Source organism: Kitasatospora sp. NPDC093102, from assembly GCF_040683915.1.
In the GTDB taxonomy this organism is placed as follows: domain Bacteria; phylum Actinomycetota; class Actinomycetes; order Streptomycetales; family Streptomycetaceae; genus Kitasatospora.
The window spans coordinates 52,305-68,440 of sequence record NZ_JBFBFA010000019.1; the positions used below are offsets into that span (position 1 = coordinate 52,305).

Annotated in this window: 13 protein-coding genes; 5 read left to right on the forward strand and 8 right to left on the reverse strand. The window is 73.7% G+C overall.

All coding sequences use genetic code 11. From position 1 onward, the window contains the following. The first annotated feature begins 237 nt into the window (after positions 1–237). Positions 238–1,491, forward strand: a complete 1,254-nt coding sequence (locus tag AB0O11_RS23300; protein ID WP_363390167.1) for an MFS transporter — start codon at positions 238–240, stop codon at positions 1,489–1,491. Positions 1,492–1,565: 74 nt separating this feature from the next. Here AB0O11_RS23300 and AB0O11_RS23305 read toward each other — a convergent pair whose 3' ends face one another. From AB0O11_RS23305 to AB0O11_RS23325, 5 genes are all read right to left on the reverse strand, one after another. After that, positions 1,566–4,928, reverse strand: coding sequence for an SdrD B-like domain-containing protein (locus tag AB0O11_RS23305; protein ID WP_363390169.1), 3,363 nt, complete (start codon positions 4,926–4,928; stop codon positions 1,566–1,568). Positions 4,929–5,095: 167 nt separating this feature from the next. Next, on the reverse strand, positions 5,096–6,214 hold the full coding sequence (locus AB0O11_RS23310) for a LacI family DNA-binding transcriptional regulator (RefSeq protein ID WP_363390172.1): 1,119 nt from the start codon (positions 6,212–6,214) through the stop codon (positions 5,096–5,098). Positions 6,215–6,243: 29 nt separating this feature from the next. Then, a complete protein-coding gene (locus tag AB0O11_RS23315) occupies positions 6,244–6,588 on the reverse strand; it encodes a DUF4229 domain-containing protein (RefSeq protein WP_363390175.1) in 345 nt (114 codons plus the stop codon). Positions 6,589–6,711: 123 nt separating this feature from the next. Further along, positions 6,712–7,239 (reverse strand): GNAT family N-acetyltransferase, encoded by a 528-nt coding sequence (locus AB0O11_RS23320; protein ID WP_363390178.1) that lies wholly within the window; start codon positions 7,237–7,239, stop codon positions 6,712–6,714. 76 nt (positions 7,240–7,315) lie between these two features. Further along, positions 7,316–8,632 carry an MFS transporter gene (locus AB0O11_RS23325; RefSeq protein WP_363390181.1) on the reverse strand — a complete coding sequence of 439 codons (1,317 nt, stop codon included), beginning with the start codon at positions 8,630–8,632 and terminating at the stop codon, positions 7,316–7,318. Positions 8,633–8,752: 120 nt separating this feature from the next. Here AB0O11_RS23325 and AB0O11_RS23330 point away from each other — a divergent pair, with 120 nt between their 5' ends. Then, on the forward strand, positions 8,753–9,817 hold the full coding sequence (locus AB0O11_RS23330; protein ID WP_363390184.1) for a helix-turn-helix domain-containing protein: 1,065 nt from the start codon (positions 8,753–8,755) through the stop codon (positions 9,815–9,817). A gap of 404 nt (positions 9,818–10,221) precedes the next feature. On the opposite strand, the gene AB0O11_RS23335 is transcribed toward AB0O11_RS23330, so the two are convergent. Beyond that, on the reverse strand, positions 10,222–10,695 hold the full coding sequence (locus tag AB0O11_RS23335; RefSeq protein ID WP_363390187.1) for an ATP-binding protein: 474 nt from the start codon (positions 10,693–10,695) through the stop codon (positions 10,222–10,224). A 637-nt stretch (positions 10,696–11,332) separates the two neighbouring features. On the opposite strand from AB0O11_RS23335, the gene AB0O11_RS23340 reads away from it, so the two are divergent. Then, the gene (locus AB0O11_RS23340; protein WP_363390190.1) at positions 11,333–11,899 is read left to right on the forward strand and encodes a sigma-70 family RNA polymerase sigma factor; all 567 of its coding nucleotides are present in this window, start codon (positions 11,333–11,335) and stop codon (positions 11,897–11,899) included. After that, positions 11,896–13,095 (forward strand): zf-HC2 domain-containing protein, encoded by a 1,200-nt coding sequence (locus AB0O11_RS23345; protein WP_363390193.1) that lies wholly within the window; start codon positions 11,896–11,898, stop codon positions 13,093–13,095. Before AB0O11_RS23340 ends, AB0O11_RS23345 begins: the two co-directional genes overlap by 4 nt. Positions 13,096–13,107: 12 nt before the next feature. Here AB0O11_RS23345 and purU read toward each other — a convergent pair whose 3' ends face one another. Then, positions 13,108–13,974, reverse strand: a complete 867-nt coding sequence (gene purU / locus AB0O11_RS23350) for a formyltetrahydrofolate deformylase (RefSeq protein ID WP_363390195.1) — start codon at positions 13,972–13,974, stop codon at positions 13,108–13,110. Positions 13,975–14,142: 168 nt separating this feature from the next. Continuing rightward, positions 14,143–14,658 (reverse strand): hypothetical protein, encoded by a 516-nt coding sequence (locus AB0O11_RS23355; protein ID WP_363390198.1) that lies wholly within the window; start codon positions 14,656–14,658, stop codon positions 14,143–14,145. 174 nt (positions 14,659–14,832) lie between these two features. Between AB0O11_RS23355 and AB0O11_RS23360 the strand changes: the two genes are divergently transcribed. Then, positions 14,833–16,134: an ABC transporter substrate-binding protein gene (locus AB0O11_RS23360; protein ID WP_363390201.1), complete on the forward strand. Its 1,302-nt coding sequence runs from the start codon at positions 14,833–14,835 to the stop codon at positions 16,132–16,134. Positions 16,135–16,136 lie beyond the last annotated feature (2 nt).

Sequence of the window (16,136 nt, forward strand, 5' to 3'; positions counted from 1 at the left end):
GGCGGGCGGCGCCGGGCAGCGGGCCCGGGCCGTGCGTCCGCAGTGCGTCTGAGGCTGTCATGGCCGATACGTTAGCAGCAAAGGTTTGAGATGTTCAAAGTACTTGTTTGAGGTCACGCAGAGTCCCTGCCCACCCCGAGCCCTCCGCGAACCCTGGCTCCGGACACGAACGAAGCTGATGCCCCATCAGATCGACTCTGCGATCCGATTGACCGCTGAACGGTTATACGTATAACTTTGGCGGCGTCCCCGACCCTGCCTGCCCACCCGGAGAGGACGCCGATGGGCTACCTCGCCCTGCTCCGTGCCCCGCACGTCACCCGTCTGCTGCTCGGCACCCTGCTCGGCCGCCTGCCCGCCGGCATGACCGCCCTCGTCATCGCCCTCGCGCTGCGCGACGCCGGGGTGGCGTACGGCCGGGTCGGACTGGCCACCTCCGCCTACGCGATCGCCGCCGCCGTCGGCGGGCCGGTGCTCGGCCGGATCGTGGACCGCACCGGACAGCCGCGTGTCCTGCTCGTCTCCGCCGTGGTCGCCGGTGGCGGGTACGCGCTGCTCGCCCTCGCCCCCGGCTCCGCGATCGGCGCACCGGTCGGCGCCGCGATCGCCGGCCTCGCCATGCCTCCGCTGGAGCCCTGTCTGCGCTCGCTCTGGCCGGACGTGGTCGAGGAGAAGCAGCTCGACACCGCGTACGCCTTCGACTCCGCCTCCCAGCAGATCCTCTACGTGGCCGGCCCGCTGGCCGTCGCCGCCATCTCCGGGCTGTTCAGCCCGGTCGCCGCACTCTGGGTGGCCGCCGGGCTGGGACTGGCCGGCGCGCTGATCGTGGCCACCACCGGGCCCGCACGAGCCTGGCGCGCCCCGGCGCGGGAGCAGTCCGCCGGACTGCTCGGGCCACTGCGCTCCCCCGGGCTGGTGCTGCTGCTGGTCGGACTGGCCGGGGCCGGCTGGGCGGTCGGCGCGCAGAACGTGCTGTTCATCGCCTACGCCGAGCAGCACGTCGGCACCCTGCCCGGCGGCGGAGGCACCCTGCTGGCGCTGGCGGCACTCGGCGGCCTGCTCGGCGCACTCGCCTACGGCATGGTCAAGTGGCGGCAGACGACCGCCACCCGCACCTGGGTGATGGCCCTCGCGATGGCCGCCTCCTACCTGCCGCTGGTCGCCCTGCCCGGGCCGTACCCGATGGCCGCGCTGGCCTTCCTCTCCGGAATCATGCTGGCCCCGCTGCTGGCGGCGGCGTTCGTGCTGGTCGCCGAACTGGCGCCGACCGGCACCGTCACCGAGGCCTTCGCCTGGCTGGTGACGCTGTTCGCCACCGGCAACTCGCTCGGCTACGCCGTCTCCGGCAAGCTCGCCGAGGGCTCGCTGCGCCCGGTGGCGCTGTGCGCGGTGGGCGGGATCGCGCTCGGCGGACTGCTGCTGTTCGGCGCCCGGCGCTGGTTCCACCCGGCGCCGCTCGCCCCCGCCACGCAGCCCGTCCCGGTGGGCTGACCCACCCCCACGAACGACTGCGCCCGCCGGTGGTCTGGCCGGCGGGCGCAGTCTTCTCCTTCACCTACGGGTGATCAGCTGTGGCGGCCCCGACGGCGCCGGGCGATCACCGTGAACAGCACGCCAACGCCCACGGCGGCGGCGCCGAGCACGGCCGGCAGCAGGCCGGGCCCACCGGTGTGGGGCAGCTCGCTGCCGCCCTGACCCGGGGACGGCTGCTGCGGATCGTGCGACGGTGCGCCGGGCTCACCCGTGCTCGGGGGCTCGCTCGACGACGGGCCGTCCGACGGACTGGCCGACGGGCCATCCGACGGACTGTTCGACGGCGAAGGTGAATTCGTCGGCGAGTTGGTCGGCGTCGGCGAACCCGTGGGAGACGGCGAGTTCGTCGCCGTCGGCGACGAGGTCGGAGACGGCGAGTTCGTCGCCGTCGGCGACGAGGTCGGAGACGGCGAGTTCGTCGGCGTGGGCGTAGGAGTCGGCGTAGGCGTAGGCGCATCCGCCGGCACCAGCCCCAGGTCCAGGCTCAGGTTCCGTGCCCCGCCCGACAGCCGCACCGTCTGGGTGACCCCGGTGGCCGGGTCTGCGTCCGAGTCCAGCGCCGGGTCCTTCCCCGCGTGCCGCACGGTGACCTTCGCGTCCGCCGGAACGGTCGTCAGGTCGAAGCGCACCGCGTACTCCCCGTCCGGCAGCTTGTCGAACAGGTAGTTCCCGTCCGCGTCCGTCACCGTGGTGACCGGCTTGCCCGTCCTGTCGCGGACCGGCTGTCCGGTCCCGTCCAGCAGCTCCACCCGGACGCCCGGCACCCCGTTCTCCCCGGGTTCCTGGATTCCGTTGCCGTTGCGGTCGGCCCAGGCGTGGTCGCCGAGCGCGTTGTCCGGCGGCGCGGGCGCCTGGACGCCGACGCCGACCTTGGCTGGCTCGGCGGGCAGCAGCGGGCTGCCGGTGGAGTCGGTGGCGGTGTAGGCGAAGCTGTTCCAGGCGAAGTCGGCGTTGCCGGCGTCCACCGAGGCGACCATCGGCCAGGTCAGGGTGAACAGTCCGCCCGACGGCAGGGTGCCCGGCCGGCTGACCTTGAACCAGGTGGCGTTGCCCGGCCCGGGGAAGTCGGCACTCCACCGGGCGTTCGCGTCGCACGGCCCGGGCACGGTGATCGCCCCGGTCACGCAGGGGTTCGGCGAGGTGGTGTACTCGATCGCCACGGTCGGGTCGCTGGAGGTCAGCGGCCGGGTGAGCGAGGGCGTCCAGGCGGAGCCGCGCGGGACGTCCGGGCGCAGCAGGTACGAGTCACCCGGGGTGGGCAGCTTGTCGTACGCGACGAAGTCGGTGACCGGGTCGGGCGAGTCGTTGCGGACGGTCAGCCGGTAGGAGAGGCCGCCGCCGGGGGTGGTGGTGCCGGTGGTGGCGTAGTCCTGGTCGAGGTCGCCCTTGACCTCCTTGAAGGAGCGCAGCACGGCCGGGACCTGCACCTCGACCTTGGAGGAGGCGTGGCACACGGTCTCGGTGGTGTTGCCGTCGCCGTCGAGGTCGTGGGTGTCCGGCGCGCCGCTGTCGGTGCCGAAGTAGGAGCAGGCGACGGGTTCCTCGGCGCCCTCGGTGGTGACGTACACGTCGTTGGTGAGGGTACCGGGCTTGGCGCTGCCGGCCACCTGGACGTCGATCAGGGTGCGGTAGGCCTTCTGGTCGTCGAGGTACGTCATGTCGGGCGCGCCGGCCGGCCAGGTCAGTTTGAGCAGCTGGCGGCCGTCCGGTCCGGGCAGCACCTGGACGGACTGCGGGGCGACGGACCCCGCGTAGCCGGGGTCGCGCCGGGCGCTGCCGTCCTGGTAGACGAGGCCGGGCGGCAGCAGGTCGTACATCACCAGCGGGGTGCCCAGGGTGCGGCCGGTGCGGTTGTACGGGGTGACCTGGAAGGTCGCGGTGCCACCGGGGGCGAGCACCTCGCCGGAGGTGGTGGTCTTGGCGGCGCCCAGGTTGGTGGCCGCGGAGACGGTGGTGTCGGCACAGTCGCTCGCCGAGGAGGTCGCACCGGTCGCGTCGGTGCCGGTCACGTCCACGCAGTTGTGCAGCGGGCCGGGCGCGGTGCGGCCGTCGTGGCCGGGGGTGACCACCTGGGAGAGCACCTGGACGGCGTTGCCGGGGCTCCAGCCGGTGGGGATGGGGCCGTTCCATTCGAAGCGCAGCCCGTCCAGCCGGCGGCCGGCCGGGATGCCGAGCTCGTCGTTCGCGGGGTTGCCGGAGCCTTCGGCGAAGGTGATCCGGCGGCTGCTCGAACCGTCGAACGGCTTGCCGGGGGTGAAGGTCCGCCAGGTCGGGTCGCCGTCGAGCCGGTACTGGAGGGTGAGGCCGATGCTGGTGGGGTTCCAGGCCTCCAGCTGGATGGACTGCGGGATCAGCCAGTTGTAGAGGCCGGAGGTGGTGCCGCTGCCCGGGTCGGTCATCACCAGGCGGGTGGCGGGGCCGGCGATGTTGCCGGGGTGGAGGCTGAAGGAGGCGATGTCGCCGGAGACGACCTCGTTCTGCCAGGTCTTGGAGGCGGCGACCTGGATGCCGGTGGTCGGCGGCTTGAAGGTCGGGGACTCGGCGGTGGCCTTGGACAGGTCGCGCATGCCGTCGGGACCGAGCGGGTCGCCTTGCAGGACCACCGAGTTGGTGGAGGTGGTGCCGCTGGGGAACGCCGGGTCGGGGTAGTTGACGACCAGGACGCCGGGGTTGCGGCAGCCGGCCTGGCCGTTTCCGGCCCGGAAGTCGCCGAGGTCGAACGTCCAGCGGTCGGGGTCGGCCGGGTCCTGGGTCCAGCCGGGCGAGCGGCCGGTGTCGACGACGGCGCCGGGCGGCAGGGTGTCGACCAGGCGGCCGGCGTCCAGGTCGACGTTGGGGACGCCGCTGGTGGAGCAGGCGCTGAACTGGTAGGTGACCGACCGGCCGTCCTGGCTGCTGGTCTGGACGCCCTTGGTGACCGCGTAGTCGGGCTGGACTGCTGCGGTGGTGGTGGCGGAGCCGTTCTGCGCGGGCTCGCCGTCGGCGGTCAGGGTGGCCGAGTTGACGGTCTTGGTGCCGTTGGGGGTGGTGAAGTTGGGGAACCTGAGGACGACCTTGACGGTCGCGGTGGTGCCCGGGGTGAGGGTGAGGAGCTTGATGTCAAGGCTGCCGCCGAGGGTGCCGGCGGCCGGGACGGTCGAGCCGGCGACGTCGACGGTGCTCGCGTCCGGCGTCCAGCCGACGAACTCCATCCCGGCGGGGAGGGTGTCGGTGATCCGGCCGTTGGCGCAGTCGGTCACCGAGCAGGTGTAGCGCAGGGTGTAGGTGACGTTCTCGCCGGGTGCCACCGTCGGCTTGTCCACCGTCTTGGTGAAGCTGACGGCGGCTTCGGCGGTCGGGGCGGTGAGGGTGCCGGTGAGTAGCGTGCCCGCGAAGAGGCCCAGGGCCGTGGCCATTCGGCCCGTCCTGGACGGGGGTGAGGGTATTGATCGGAGCGTCCGCATGCCGGAATCTCACCCTCCGTTAATCCGAATGGCGGCACGGCGCGAGGGAAAATGAGTATTTTTCACCTGATTGGAGCAATTTGAAAGGGAGGGCGCCACCAAAGGGTGACGTTGCGCGATCAGCTCGTGGACGTCGTACGCACCGGCGCCGTGGAGGAGCGCAGCACCAGCGAGGTGGCCAGCGGCGCGACCGGCGCCACCCGCTCCCCGCGCAGCAGGGCCGCCAGCGCGGCCGCGCCCGCCCTGCCCAGCTCCTCGCCGGGCAGGTCGACGGTGGTCAGCGGCGGGGCGAGCAGCGCGGCCACCGCGACGTTGTCCATGCCGACCACCGACAGGTCCTCCGGCACCCGCAGCCCCAGCTCGGCGGCGGCCTGGTAGACCCCGGAGGCGACCACGTCGTCGTCGCAGATCACCGCACGCGGCCGGTCCGCCCCCTCCAGCAGCCGGCCCGCGACGGTCCGCGCCGCCCGGTGGCCGTCGTTCAGGCTCACGCCCAACTCCACGACGTCCAGGTCGAGTTCACGCACGGCCCGTTCGAAGGCGGCCTGCCGGACCCGGAAGGTGTACGCGGAGTGGCTGGAGCGCAGCCGGCCGATCCGGCGGTGGCCGAGCGCGGCCAGGTGCTCGACCGCGGCGCGCATCCCGCCGGCCACGTCGAGCTCGACGGTCGGACGCGCCCGGTCGGCGCCGGGGTCGGCGTCCAGGAAGACGGCGGGGGTGTCGGCGGGCAGCTCGCCGAGCTGGCTGTCGTCCGGGGAGCAGATCAGCAGGCCGTCGAAGCGGCCGGCAGTGGCGGCCTCGGCGAGGGTGGCGCTGCCCCAGCCGGAGCTGACCACGACGGCCAGGCCGTTGCGGCCGGCCTCCTCGTGGACGCCTTCCAGCACCCGGCCGAAGAACGGGCCCTGGAGGTTCGGCACGGCCAGCAGGATCATCCCGCTGCGGCCGAGCCGCAGCTGTCGCCCGGCCGCCTGCGGACGGTAGCCGAGGCTGCGGGCGGCCTCCCGGACCCGCCCCCGGGTGGCCTCGGAGACCCGCCGGCCGGCCTCGGCGCCGGAGAAGACCAGGGAGACGGTGGCCTGGGAGACCCCGGCGAGCCGGGCCACGTCCCGCCCGGTGGGCCGACGGACGGGGGCCGGCCAGGTGCCGAGCGACCCCTCGGCGGGCGGCGCCTCGGCGGGCGGCTGCTCGGACGACGGCTCGGGCAGCTCCGACGGCTCGGAGTCTCGGGTGGCGGGCACGGCGGCTGCGCTCGTGGGCGGGGCCGGGGTCAGCTCTGGCCGGCGGCGGCCGCGCGGGCGGCGTCGTCGGCGGCGTCCTCCTCGGCGTTCTGCGTGGCGATCCGCTCGGCGGTACGGCTGCGCATCCCGGAGACCTTGCCGCTGATCTGCGCGGACATCTGGTCGCGCTGCTTGCTCAGCAGCGCGTAGCTGAGCGGCGCGGAGGCGACCGCGGCCAGCAGGAACAGGAAGATCACGCCGGCCTCGCCGTTGACCGGGATGATCTGGAAGTGCCCGAGCAGCAGGGCCACCAGCAGGCAGCCGAGGAAGATGCTGACCCGCAGGGAGGTGTAGCGGAGCGTGGCGTGCGACTTCTCCGGGCCGTTGCTGGTCACTCGACACGTCCTTCTTCGTTGCGCTGGGGCGGGTTCTCCAGTCAAGCATGCCTGACGGCCGGAGCGGGGCACGGGGCACCCGGTCCGGCCCGCCCCGCCCACCCGGCCCGCCCGGGGCGGGTGTCAGCGCAGGTCGAGCCACATGGTGATGTCGTCCCGGTCGTCCCCGGGGGCGACCCGGATCGCGGCCGGCACCCGGCCGACCTCCCGGTAGCCGCTGCGGGCGTAGAACCGCTCCAGCCCCAGGCCGCCGCGCGCGGTGAGCCGCAGCGACTCCAGGCCCCACTCCCGGGCCACCCGCTCGGCCTCGGCGAGCAGCCGGGCGCCGTGACCACGGCCCTGGAAGTCGGGGTGCACCATGACCCGCTTGAGCATCCGCCAGTGCTCCATGAGGTCGAAGCGCATCGACTCGAAGAACAGCACGCCGACCAGCCGGCCCGTCCCGCTCTCGTGCGCGACCAGCAGCCGGTCCGGACCGTCCGGCTCGACCCCGGCGAACTGGTGGTCGGCGGTGTCCCAGACCTCCTCCTCGGTGACCGGCGCCACGAACCCGACCGCCCCGCCGGCGTTGGTGACGTCGGCCCACAGCCGGACGATGCCCGTCCGCAGGTCGGGGTCGAGCTTCGGGTCCAGGGTGAAGGTGAGCGCCATGGAGCGGAGCCTAGACCTCCGGTACGACAGTCCTTCCGGAAGGGCCGTCATCGCTCTCACGGGCGGGGACCGGCCGTCACGGGAGGGCCGGCACCGCCCGGTCGGCCCGCCCGGTGCGCAGCGCCAGGCAGAGCCCGACCGCGACCGCGCACAGTGCGCCGGCGCCGTACCAGGTGAGGTCGTAGTTGCCGAGCGCGTCACGGGCCAGGCCGGCCAGGCCGGCGACGACGGCCGCGCCGATCTGGTGGGCGGCGAGCACCCAGCCGAAGACGATCGGGGCGTCCTCGCCGAAGTGCCGTCGGCACAGCGCGACGGTCGGCGGCACGGTGGCCACCCAGTCCAGGCCGTAGAAGATCACGAAGGCGAGGATCGGCGGCTGGAGCGAACCGGCCAGCAGCTGCGGCAGCAGGAGCAGGGACAGGCCGCGCAGCCCGTAGTAGACGGTCAGCAGCATCCGGGAGTCGACCCGGTCGGTGAGCCAGCCGCTGAAGACGGTGCCGAGCACGTCGAACAGGCCGATCAGGGCGAGCAGGCTCGCGGCGGTGGTGACCGGCATGCCGTGGTCGTGCGCGGCCGGGATGAAGTGGGTGCCGACCAGGCCGGCGGTGGTGGCTCCGCAGATCGCGAAGGAGCCGGCCAGCAGCCAGAACGCCCGGGTGCGGGCGGCGTCCCGCAGCACCCGCAGCGAGCGGGCCAGGGCGCGGCCGTCGGTGACCGGTGCGGGAGGGGCCTCGGTCGCGCCGTACGGGAGCAGGCCGAGGTCAGCGGGCCGTTCGCGCATCAGCAGCAGGACCGGGACGGCGACGGCGCTGGCGGCGAGCGAGACCACGATCACGGCCGAGCGCCAGCCGTGCTGCTCGACCAGCCAGGCGCCGACCGGCAGGAAGACCAGGTTTCCCGCCGCTCCGGCGGCGGTCAGCACCCCGGTGACCAGGCCCTGGCGGGCCTGGAACCAGCGGCCGGTGATGGTGGTGGCGAAGGCGCCGGCCATCGAGCCGCTGCCGAGGCCGACCAGCACGCCCCAGCAGAGCACCAGTTGCCAGGGCTGGCGCATCAGCATGGTCAGCCCGGCGCCGACCGAGATGGTCAGCAGCGCGCAGACCACCACCAGGCGCACCCCGAAACGGTCCATCAGGGCGGCGGCGAAGGGGGCGGTGAGGCCGTAGAGGGTCAGGTTGACGGAGGTGGCGCTGGAGATCGTCCCGAGCGACCAGCCGAACTCGTTGTGCAGGGCGTCCATCATCAGGCTCGGCGTGGAGCGGAAGCCGGCCGAGCCGAGCAGGACGAGCAGGGAGACGGCGGCCACCACCCAGGCGTAGTGCACCCGGGGGCGCGCGGCCGGGGCGGGCGGTTCGGAGCGGGACGTGGAGGCGAGGGCGCTGCGTTCGGTCACGCGGACGAGTGTTCCGGGCCGCCCGGAGCCGGACGAGTGGCCTGAACGACAGCTTTCGCAAGAATCGGGCCAAGGGCCGCAGTACCCTGGCCCGGACCCACCTACACCCGAGGGGACGGCATGGCGCACCTGGTCGCGGTACTCGCTCTGGAGGGCGTGATCGCCTTCGAACTCGGCATCCCCGCCCGCATCTTCGGCGGCGCCAAGGACCCGGACGGGCAGCCGCTCTACGAGGTGGCCACCTGCACCCTGGACGGGCGGCCGGTCACCACCAGCGCCGACTTCCGGATCATGGTCGACCACGGGCCCGAACTGCTGGAGCGGGCCGACACGGTGCTGATCCCGGCCTCCGCCGACTCCGGCCCGGCGGTCGCCGACGCCTGTTTCACCCCCGCGCTGGCCGACGCGCTGGCCCGGATCCGGCCCGGCACCCGGCTGATGTCGATCTGCACCGGTTCCTTCGTCCTGGCCGCCGCCGGCCTGCTGGACGGGCGCCCCGCCACCACCCACTGGCGCTACACCGAGCGCTTCGCCCGGCTGTTCCCCCGGGTGCGGCTGGACCCCGACGTGCTCTACACCGACGACGGCGACGTCCTCACCTCCGGCGGGGTGGCCGCCGGGGTGGACCTGTGCCTGCACGTGGTGCGCCGCGACCACGGCAGCGCGGTGGCCAACGCGGTGGCCCGCAACTGCCTGGTGCCGCCGTGGCGCGAGGGCGGCCAGAAGCAGTACGTGGAGGCCCCGAGCCCGGTGGACTCCGGCGGCAGCGGCACCGCCGCGGTGCGCGCCTGGGCGCTGGAGCGCCTGGACCGGCCGCTGGCGCTGCGGCAGCTCGCCGACCGGGCGGGGATGAGCGTACGGACCTTCACCCGGCGCTTCCGCGAGGAGACCGGCGCCAGCCCCGGCCAGTGGATCACCACCCAGCGCACCGAGCGGGCCCGCCAGTTGCTGGAGCGCACCGATCTGACGATCGACCAGGTCGCCCGGGAGTCCGGCTTCGGCACCGCGGCCTCGCTGCGGCTGCAACTGCGCGGCCGGCTCGACGTCGCACCGAGTGCCTACCGGCGCACCTTCCGCGCCCTCCCCGAGAGCCGCACCACTCCGGGGAGCCCCGTCGTCCCCGGGAGCACCACCGCCCCCGGGAGCGCCGTCGCCCTCGAAAGCCCTGCCCAGCGCGTTTCCTGAGTGAAACCTGGCAACCGACCGGCCGGTGGCCGAAACTCGTCGCACGGTGGCGACGCGTTGGATGGCGGCAGGCCGCGCGCACCCCGAGCGCGGTACGGCAGGCCGCCATCCAATCGCGGCGCGCAGGCCCTGAACCCGCGCCACACCCTCCGCACTCGCCGAGGAGCGGCCCGCGACCGGCCGTCCGCGGTCCCCCCTGCTGGCGCGAACTCCCTGGACAGCAGCACCACGGCGGTGGACGGACATCCCCTCGGCGTCCCCTCGCGACGGAGCGCCGCACCCAAGCGTGATCAGTCGGATACGTCACGTCAATGGGTAGTCCGAAATTCGGAATGGTTGCGTCACCTTTCGGCCGGTGACCGGCACCGGTGATCGGCACGGCCCGACGGCCGCCGCGAAAGCCGCTATTGCGCCAAAGCCGCCCAGTCCACGTCGGCCAGCGGATCGGCCGGGCGGGCGTCGCTGCCGATCTCGCACCAGACCCGCTTGCCCGAGCCGTCCGGATACCAGCCCCAGCGCTCGCAGAGCAGCTCGACCAGTTCCAGGCCGCGCCCATTGGTCGCGTCCTCGTCCGCGCCCGCGTGCCGCGGGGTCGGGGCGGCCTGGCTCGCGTCGGCGACCTCCACCCGCAGCGGGGTGGCCGGTCCGCCCTCCTGCGTGTCGTCGGCCACCGGCAGACAGAGCCGCAGGACGGCCGGACAGCCGGTGTGCACCACGGCGTTGGTCACCAGTTCCGAGACCACCAGCACCACCGTCTCGGCCATCGGCGCATCCGGGTCCACCCCGTGGTTCAGCAGCCGCGAGCGCACCCACCGGCGGGCCCGGCCGACCTCGGCGGGGTCAGCCTGCACCGCCAGCTGTACCTGAAGAACCTGCACCGCTCCACCACCCGCACTCGCAGTTCGGCCATAGTCCCGATCGGGCCGGATCGGCCGGCGGGCCCGCGCACGTCGCCCGGCGCCACCCGAGCCGTACCCGGGCGCCCGCCCGGTCCGTCCGCCCGCGCCCACTCGTCCGCGCCGTCTCGTCGGTCGGGCACCGGCCGCGACACGAATACGCCTCAGGATGGGCGGGGGGACGGACCGCAGCAAGCGCTTCGGGCATATTCCGGCGATCGGGCGACAGGGCAGTGCATACTGTCCCGCTCACGCTCGCGAGCCTCGTACCGGCGCTCGGCCGGCACCGGGCCGACCAGCCGGTCCCGCAGTCGGGAACCTACCGCCGCGCACCGACCGCGCCCCGCCCGCCACTCGCGGACCACCCGTGCGACACGTGTCCGGCGGCTCTCGAACAGCGGCACCGACGGACGGTCCCACCGGCCGACCGTCGCACCATCCGACGATCCGGCCCGGAGACGGGAGAGTCCGAGCCGGGAGTTCCGAGCCGGGAGGCGTATCCACGAGGACGTCGATCCACGAGGAACGGTTCCGCTCTTGCCGGAATCGCCCCCGGCGCCGCCCGGCCGCAAGATACCGTTGGGTACGCCAGCGAGCCCGGGCAGGAGGGTGGTTGCCGATGGCCACCCCGGAGCGGACCCCGCGCGGGGACGAGCAGTTGCAGCGCCGCCTCGCCCGCGGCGAGGAGACGGCGCTCGGCGAACTCTACGACCGGCTCGCGCCGATGGTGCACGGCCTGGCCGGACGGATACTGGCCGACCAGGCGGCCGCCACCCAGCTCACCCGGGAGGTCTTCGCCCACGTCTGGGAGCACCCCGAGGACTACGACCCCGCCCGGGGCACACTGCGCTCCTGGCTCGGCGCGCTGACCCACCACCGCGCGGTCGAACGGCTGCGGGCACGGCGGGCCGCCGAACAGGCACCGGGCGCGGAGGCCGAGATCCGCGCCGTGGCCACCGCGGCGCGGATGCAGTACGTGGTCGACTCCCTGCCCCAACCCCTGCGTGAGACCATCGCGGTGACCTACTACGACGGCCGCACGTACCGCGAGACGGCCCGGCTGCTCGGCATCAGCGAGCAGGCCGCCAAGCAGCGGATGCGGCTCGGTCTGGAGCTGCTGGCCACCGAACTGGCCGACGAACGCACCCGCCAGGACGGAACCGGGGACGGGAACGGGGAGACGTGAGCAGCACTGAGGAGCAGCACGACGCCCTGCGCTCGCTGCTCGGCGCGTGGGCCCTCGGCGCCTGCCCGGCCCGCGAGGCCGGCGAGTTGGAGCAGCACCTGAGCGACTGCCGGGAGTGCGCCGAGGAGGCGGCCCGGCTGCGCGAGGCGGCCGGCTGGCTCTCCCTGGACGAGCCGCTGGACCAGCCCGGCTCGCTGCGCCAGCAGGTGCTCGACTGGTGCCTGGCCCGCCGGCCGGCCGAACTGCCCGTCCCCGCCTGGGGCGTGCCGTACACGGCGGAGACCGCCAAGCTCGACGCGCTGCTGCGCGACCTCGGCCCGGAGGAGTGGCAGGAGGTGGCCGAACTGCCGTGGCACGGCGGCACCGCGTGGCTGCGCCCGGCCGAGGTGCTGGGCCACCTGACCGCGGTGGACGGCTTCCTGGCGCTGGCGCTCGGTCTGCCCGATCCGGTGCCGGCCACCCCGGGCCTGCCCGCCGCGCCGGGCGGGCGGCGGGTGCCGCCGCAGGAGCCGGCCGCCGGGCCGGCGGTGCCGCGCGTCCCGCCGCAGGGCGGTCCGTACGACGCGATCACCGCGCGCACCGCCCGGCTGATCGCGGACCAGGGCGGCCTGGCCCCGCAGTCGGTGCGCTCCCGCTGGCGGCGGCAGGCCCACGACCTGGTGCGCAGCGCCGCGCTGGTGCCGCAGGGCAACACCCCGGTCGACTACGGCTTCACGGTGCTGCCGCTGCGCGACGCCTTCGTGGACCGTGCCTTCGAGTGCTTCGTGCACGGCGAGGACGTGGCCCGCGCGGTCGCCTACCCGTACGACCCGCCGGCACCGCAGCACCTGCGGCAGATGGTGGAGCTGGTGGTCCGGCTGCTCCCCCGGGCGCTGGCCCGGCTGCGCGCGGCCCGCCCCGAGCACGCCGGGGCGCCGGGTGCGCCGGAGGGCGGGGTGCGGACCGCCCGGCGGGTGCGGCTGATGGTCGACGGCCCGGCGGGCGGCGAGTGGCTGATCACCCTGGACGGCGACGACGACCGCACCGGCGGGCCGACCGGCGAGGATCCGGTGGCCTCGATGGTCCTGGACGGCCTGGAGCTGTGCCAGCTGGCCGCCGGGCACCGCGACCCGGACCGGCTGCCGGTCGGCGAGCACGGCGACCGGGCCGCGGTCCGCGAGGTGCTGCACGCGCTCCCGCTGCTCTCCCGGCCGTAGCGGCCCCGGGGTTTACGCGAAGACGACCGTACGGGTCCCGTCCAGCAGCACCCGGTGCTCGCTGTGCCACTTCACCGCGCGGGCCAGCGCCTGGCACTCGACGTCCCGGCCGAGCGCGACCAGCTGGTCGGGGCTGACGTCGTGGGTGACCCGGGCGACCTCCTGCTCGATGATCGGCCCCTCGTCCAGGTCGGCGGTGACGTAGTGCGCGGTGGCGCCGATCAGCTTCACGCCGCGCGCGTGCGCCTGGTGGTACGGCTTGGCGCCCTTGAAGCTCGGCAGGAAGGAGTGGTGGATGTTGATCACGCGGCCGGACAGCTCGGTGCACAGCTGGTCCGAGAGCACCTGCATGTAGCGGGCCAGCACGACCAGTTCGACGTTCTCCTTGGCGACCAGGTCGAGCAGCTGCTGCTCGGCCTCGGCCTTGGTGTCCTTGGTGACCGGGATGTGGTGGAAGGGGACGCCGTAGCTCTCGGTCAGCTCCTTCAGGTCGGTGTGGTTGGAGACCACCGCGGCGATCTCCACCGGCAGGGCGCCGATCCGGGTGCGGTAGAGCAGGTCGTTCAGGCAGTGCCCGAACTTGCTGACCATGAGCACGATCCGCATCCGCTCCTCGGACGGGTGGATCTGCCAGTCCATCCCGAAGGAGGCGCCGATCGCGGCGAAGCTGGCCCGCAGCTTGTCGGCGGTGACCGGCTCGGGGGCGGAGAAGTGCACCCGCATGAAGAAGAGCCCGCTGTCGCCGTCCCCGAACTGCTGGCTGTCGATGATGTTGCAGCCGGTCATGAAGAGGTAACTGGAGACAGCGTGGACGATGCCCTGCTTGTCGGGGCAGGACAGCGTGAGGACGTACTGGGCGCTGGCCGGCTGCTGTTCCACTGGGGGTATCCCGTTCTGAGGTCGTGACGTGCGTGGATGGTCCAGCGTGTCACATTCCGGACGGCTGCCGTCCCGCTGCCCGCACTGCGGGACGGCGGCACCCGGCCGCCGTCCCGTTCGGTGCCCGGCGCCGGACCCGGTCGACGCCGGCCCCTGACCCGGTCGGTCTCAGACCTGGGTGAGGATGCGCAGCACGTCCAGCGACTTGGGCGCCGCGTCCGGGTCGTCCCCGTCGCCCAGGGCCAGCGCGACGTGCGCCTCGCGGGCGGCCCGGACGGTCTCCGGCCAGCCGGGGTGGCCGAGGTAGGCGGAGGTCGGCGCGTCCGCACCGACCTCGTGCAGCATCTGCACGGCCCGCAGCACCGCGACGTCCATCAGCGCGGCCTCGGCGGAGTCGCGGAAGATCGTTCCGACGTACTTCTCGGCCGACCAGTGGTCCAGCCAGGTGTCCTCGACCAGCCGGTAGACGGCGTCGGTCACGTCGCCGTACCCCTCCCGCCCGGTCAGCCAGGTCTCCTGCTGGAAACCGGGGTCGGACAGCATGTGCAGCGCCGAGCGCAGTCGGGCTCGCCAGCGCCACCAGGGCAGGTCGTTGAGCGGCATGCCGCCCATCGTGCTGGAGCGGTGGCCCGGACGAGAAGGGTTTCGGGCGGACCGGTGCGAAGAATCTGTGCTGGCGGACATGGTGAACGATCGTACGTTCCCTGTCTGTTCGTGCTCCACTCGCGATCTACACGCGTACCGCTCCGGATTTCGGCCGCCGTTTGCCATCCGTTCGCACTTCGGCCCTCTCGGCTTGTGGCGCCGGGGCTTGGCTTGGTCCGGTGCGCCGGAGTGCGCCCCAGAGAGGGAATACCGATGACCAGCCGAAGGGACTCGTTCCAGGGCCGTCCCCAGGTCGTGCGACGCCACCGCCGACGCCCGATCGCAGCCGCGGCGACCGCCGCGGCCCTGCTCCCCACCCTCTTCTCGGCCTCCGCGTGCGGCGGACCGGCCGATGCCTCCACCAGCGGCAGCGACCTGACCGTGATGACCTGGGCCCCGTCCGGCACCGGATCCGCCGACCGCCCGGGCATGACCGCGCTCGCCTCCGCCATCGGCCAGGACGTCAACACCAAGGGCGGGTTGAACGGCCACCGGCTGCGAGTGCTCACCTGCAACGAGCACAACACCGTGGACGGTGCCCGCGCCTGTGCCCAGCAGGCGGTGGACGCCAAGGTGGTCGCCGTGATCGGCTCGTACAGCCAGTGGGGAGAGGCGTTCATGCCGGTGCTGGAGCGCGCCGGCATCCCGCTGATCGGCGGCTACGGGCTCTCCCAGCCGGAGTTCTCCAGCCCGCTGTCCTACCCGGTGGACGGCGGCATGCCGGCGCTGATCGCGGGCAACGGCCGCCAGCTGGTGGACGCCGGCTGCAAGACCGTCGCCCTGGTCCGCCCGGACACCCCGGCCGGCGACAACCTGCTCGGCTACCTGGGCACCGCGCTGCGGCCGGCCGGGATCAAGCTGACGGACGTCAAGGCGCCCGAGCAGTCCTCCGACTACACCCCGGTGGTCCGCAAGGCGATCGGCAAGGACGAGTCGGGCAACTGCGTCACCAGCGCCCTGGCCGCCGAGCCGACCGGCAACCTGCTGGACTCCTACCGGCGGCTGAACCCGAAGAACACCCGGATCGCCTCGGTGATCGGCAGCGTCCAGCAGTCGGTGGTGGACTCCACCGGCGGCGACTCCGGCCCGCTGGGCGGCGCCTACGTCACCAGCTGGTACCCGCCGGAGTCGGCGAAGATCTGGGACGGGCTGCGCGCGGTGGTGCGCACCGACACCACCGGCGGACGCCCCATCGACGTCTCCGACCCGGGCGTTCAGACCACCTGGGTCGCGTACGAGGTGTTCCGGACGGCGGTGCAGAAGCTGGCGGAGGCCGGCAGACCGGTCACCGCGAAGGCGGTCTCCTCGCTGCTGGACAGCGGCGAGGGCATCGACGTCGGGATCACCCCGCCGCTGAACTGGGGCACCACCAACATGCTGCCCAGCAGCGGGTCACCGCGGCTGGTGAACACCTGGGTCACCTACCAGGTGGTAAAGAACGGCCGGATGACCCTGCAGCAGCCGGGCTTCGTGGACATCCGCTGGGCGCTCACCGGGGGCCGGCCACCGGCCTGAGG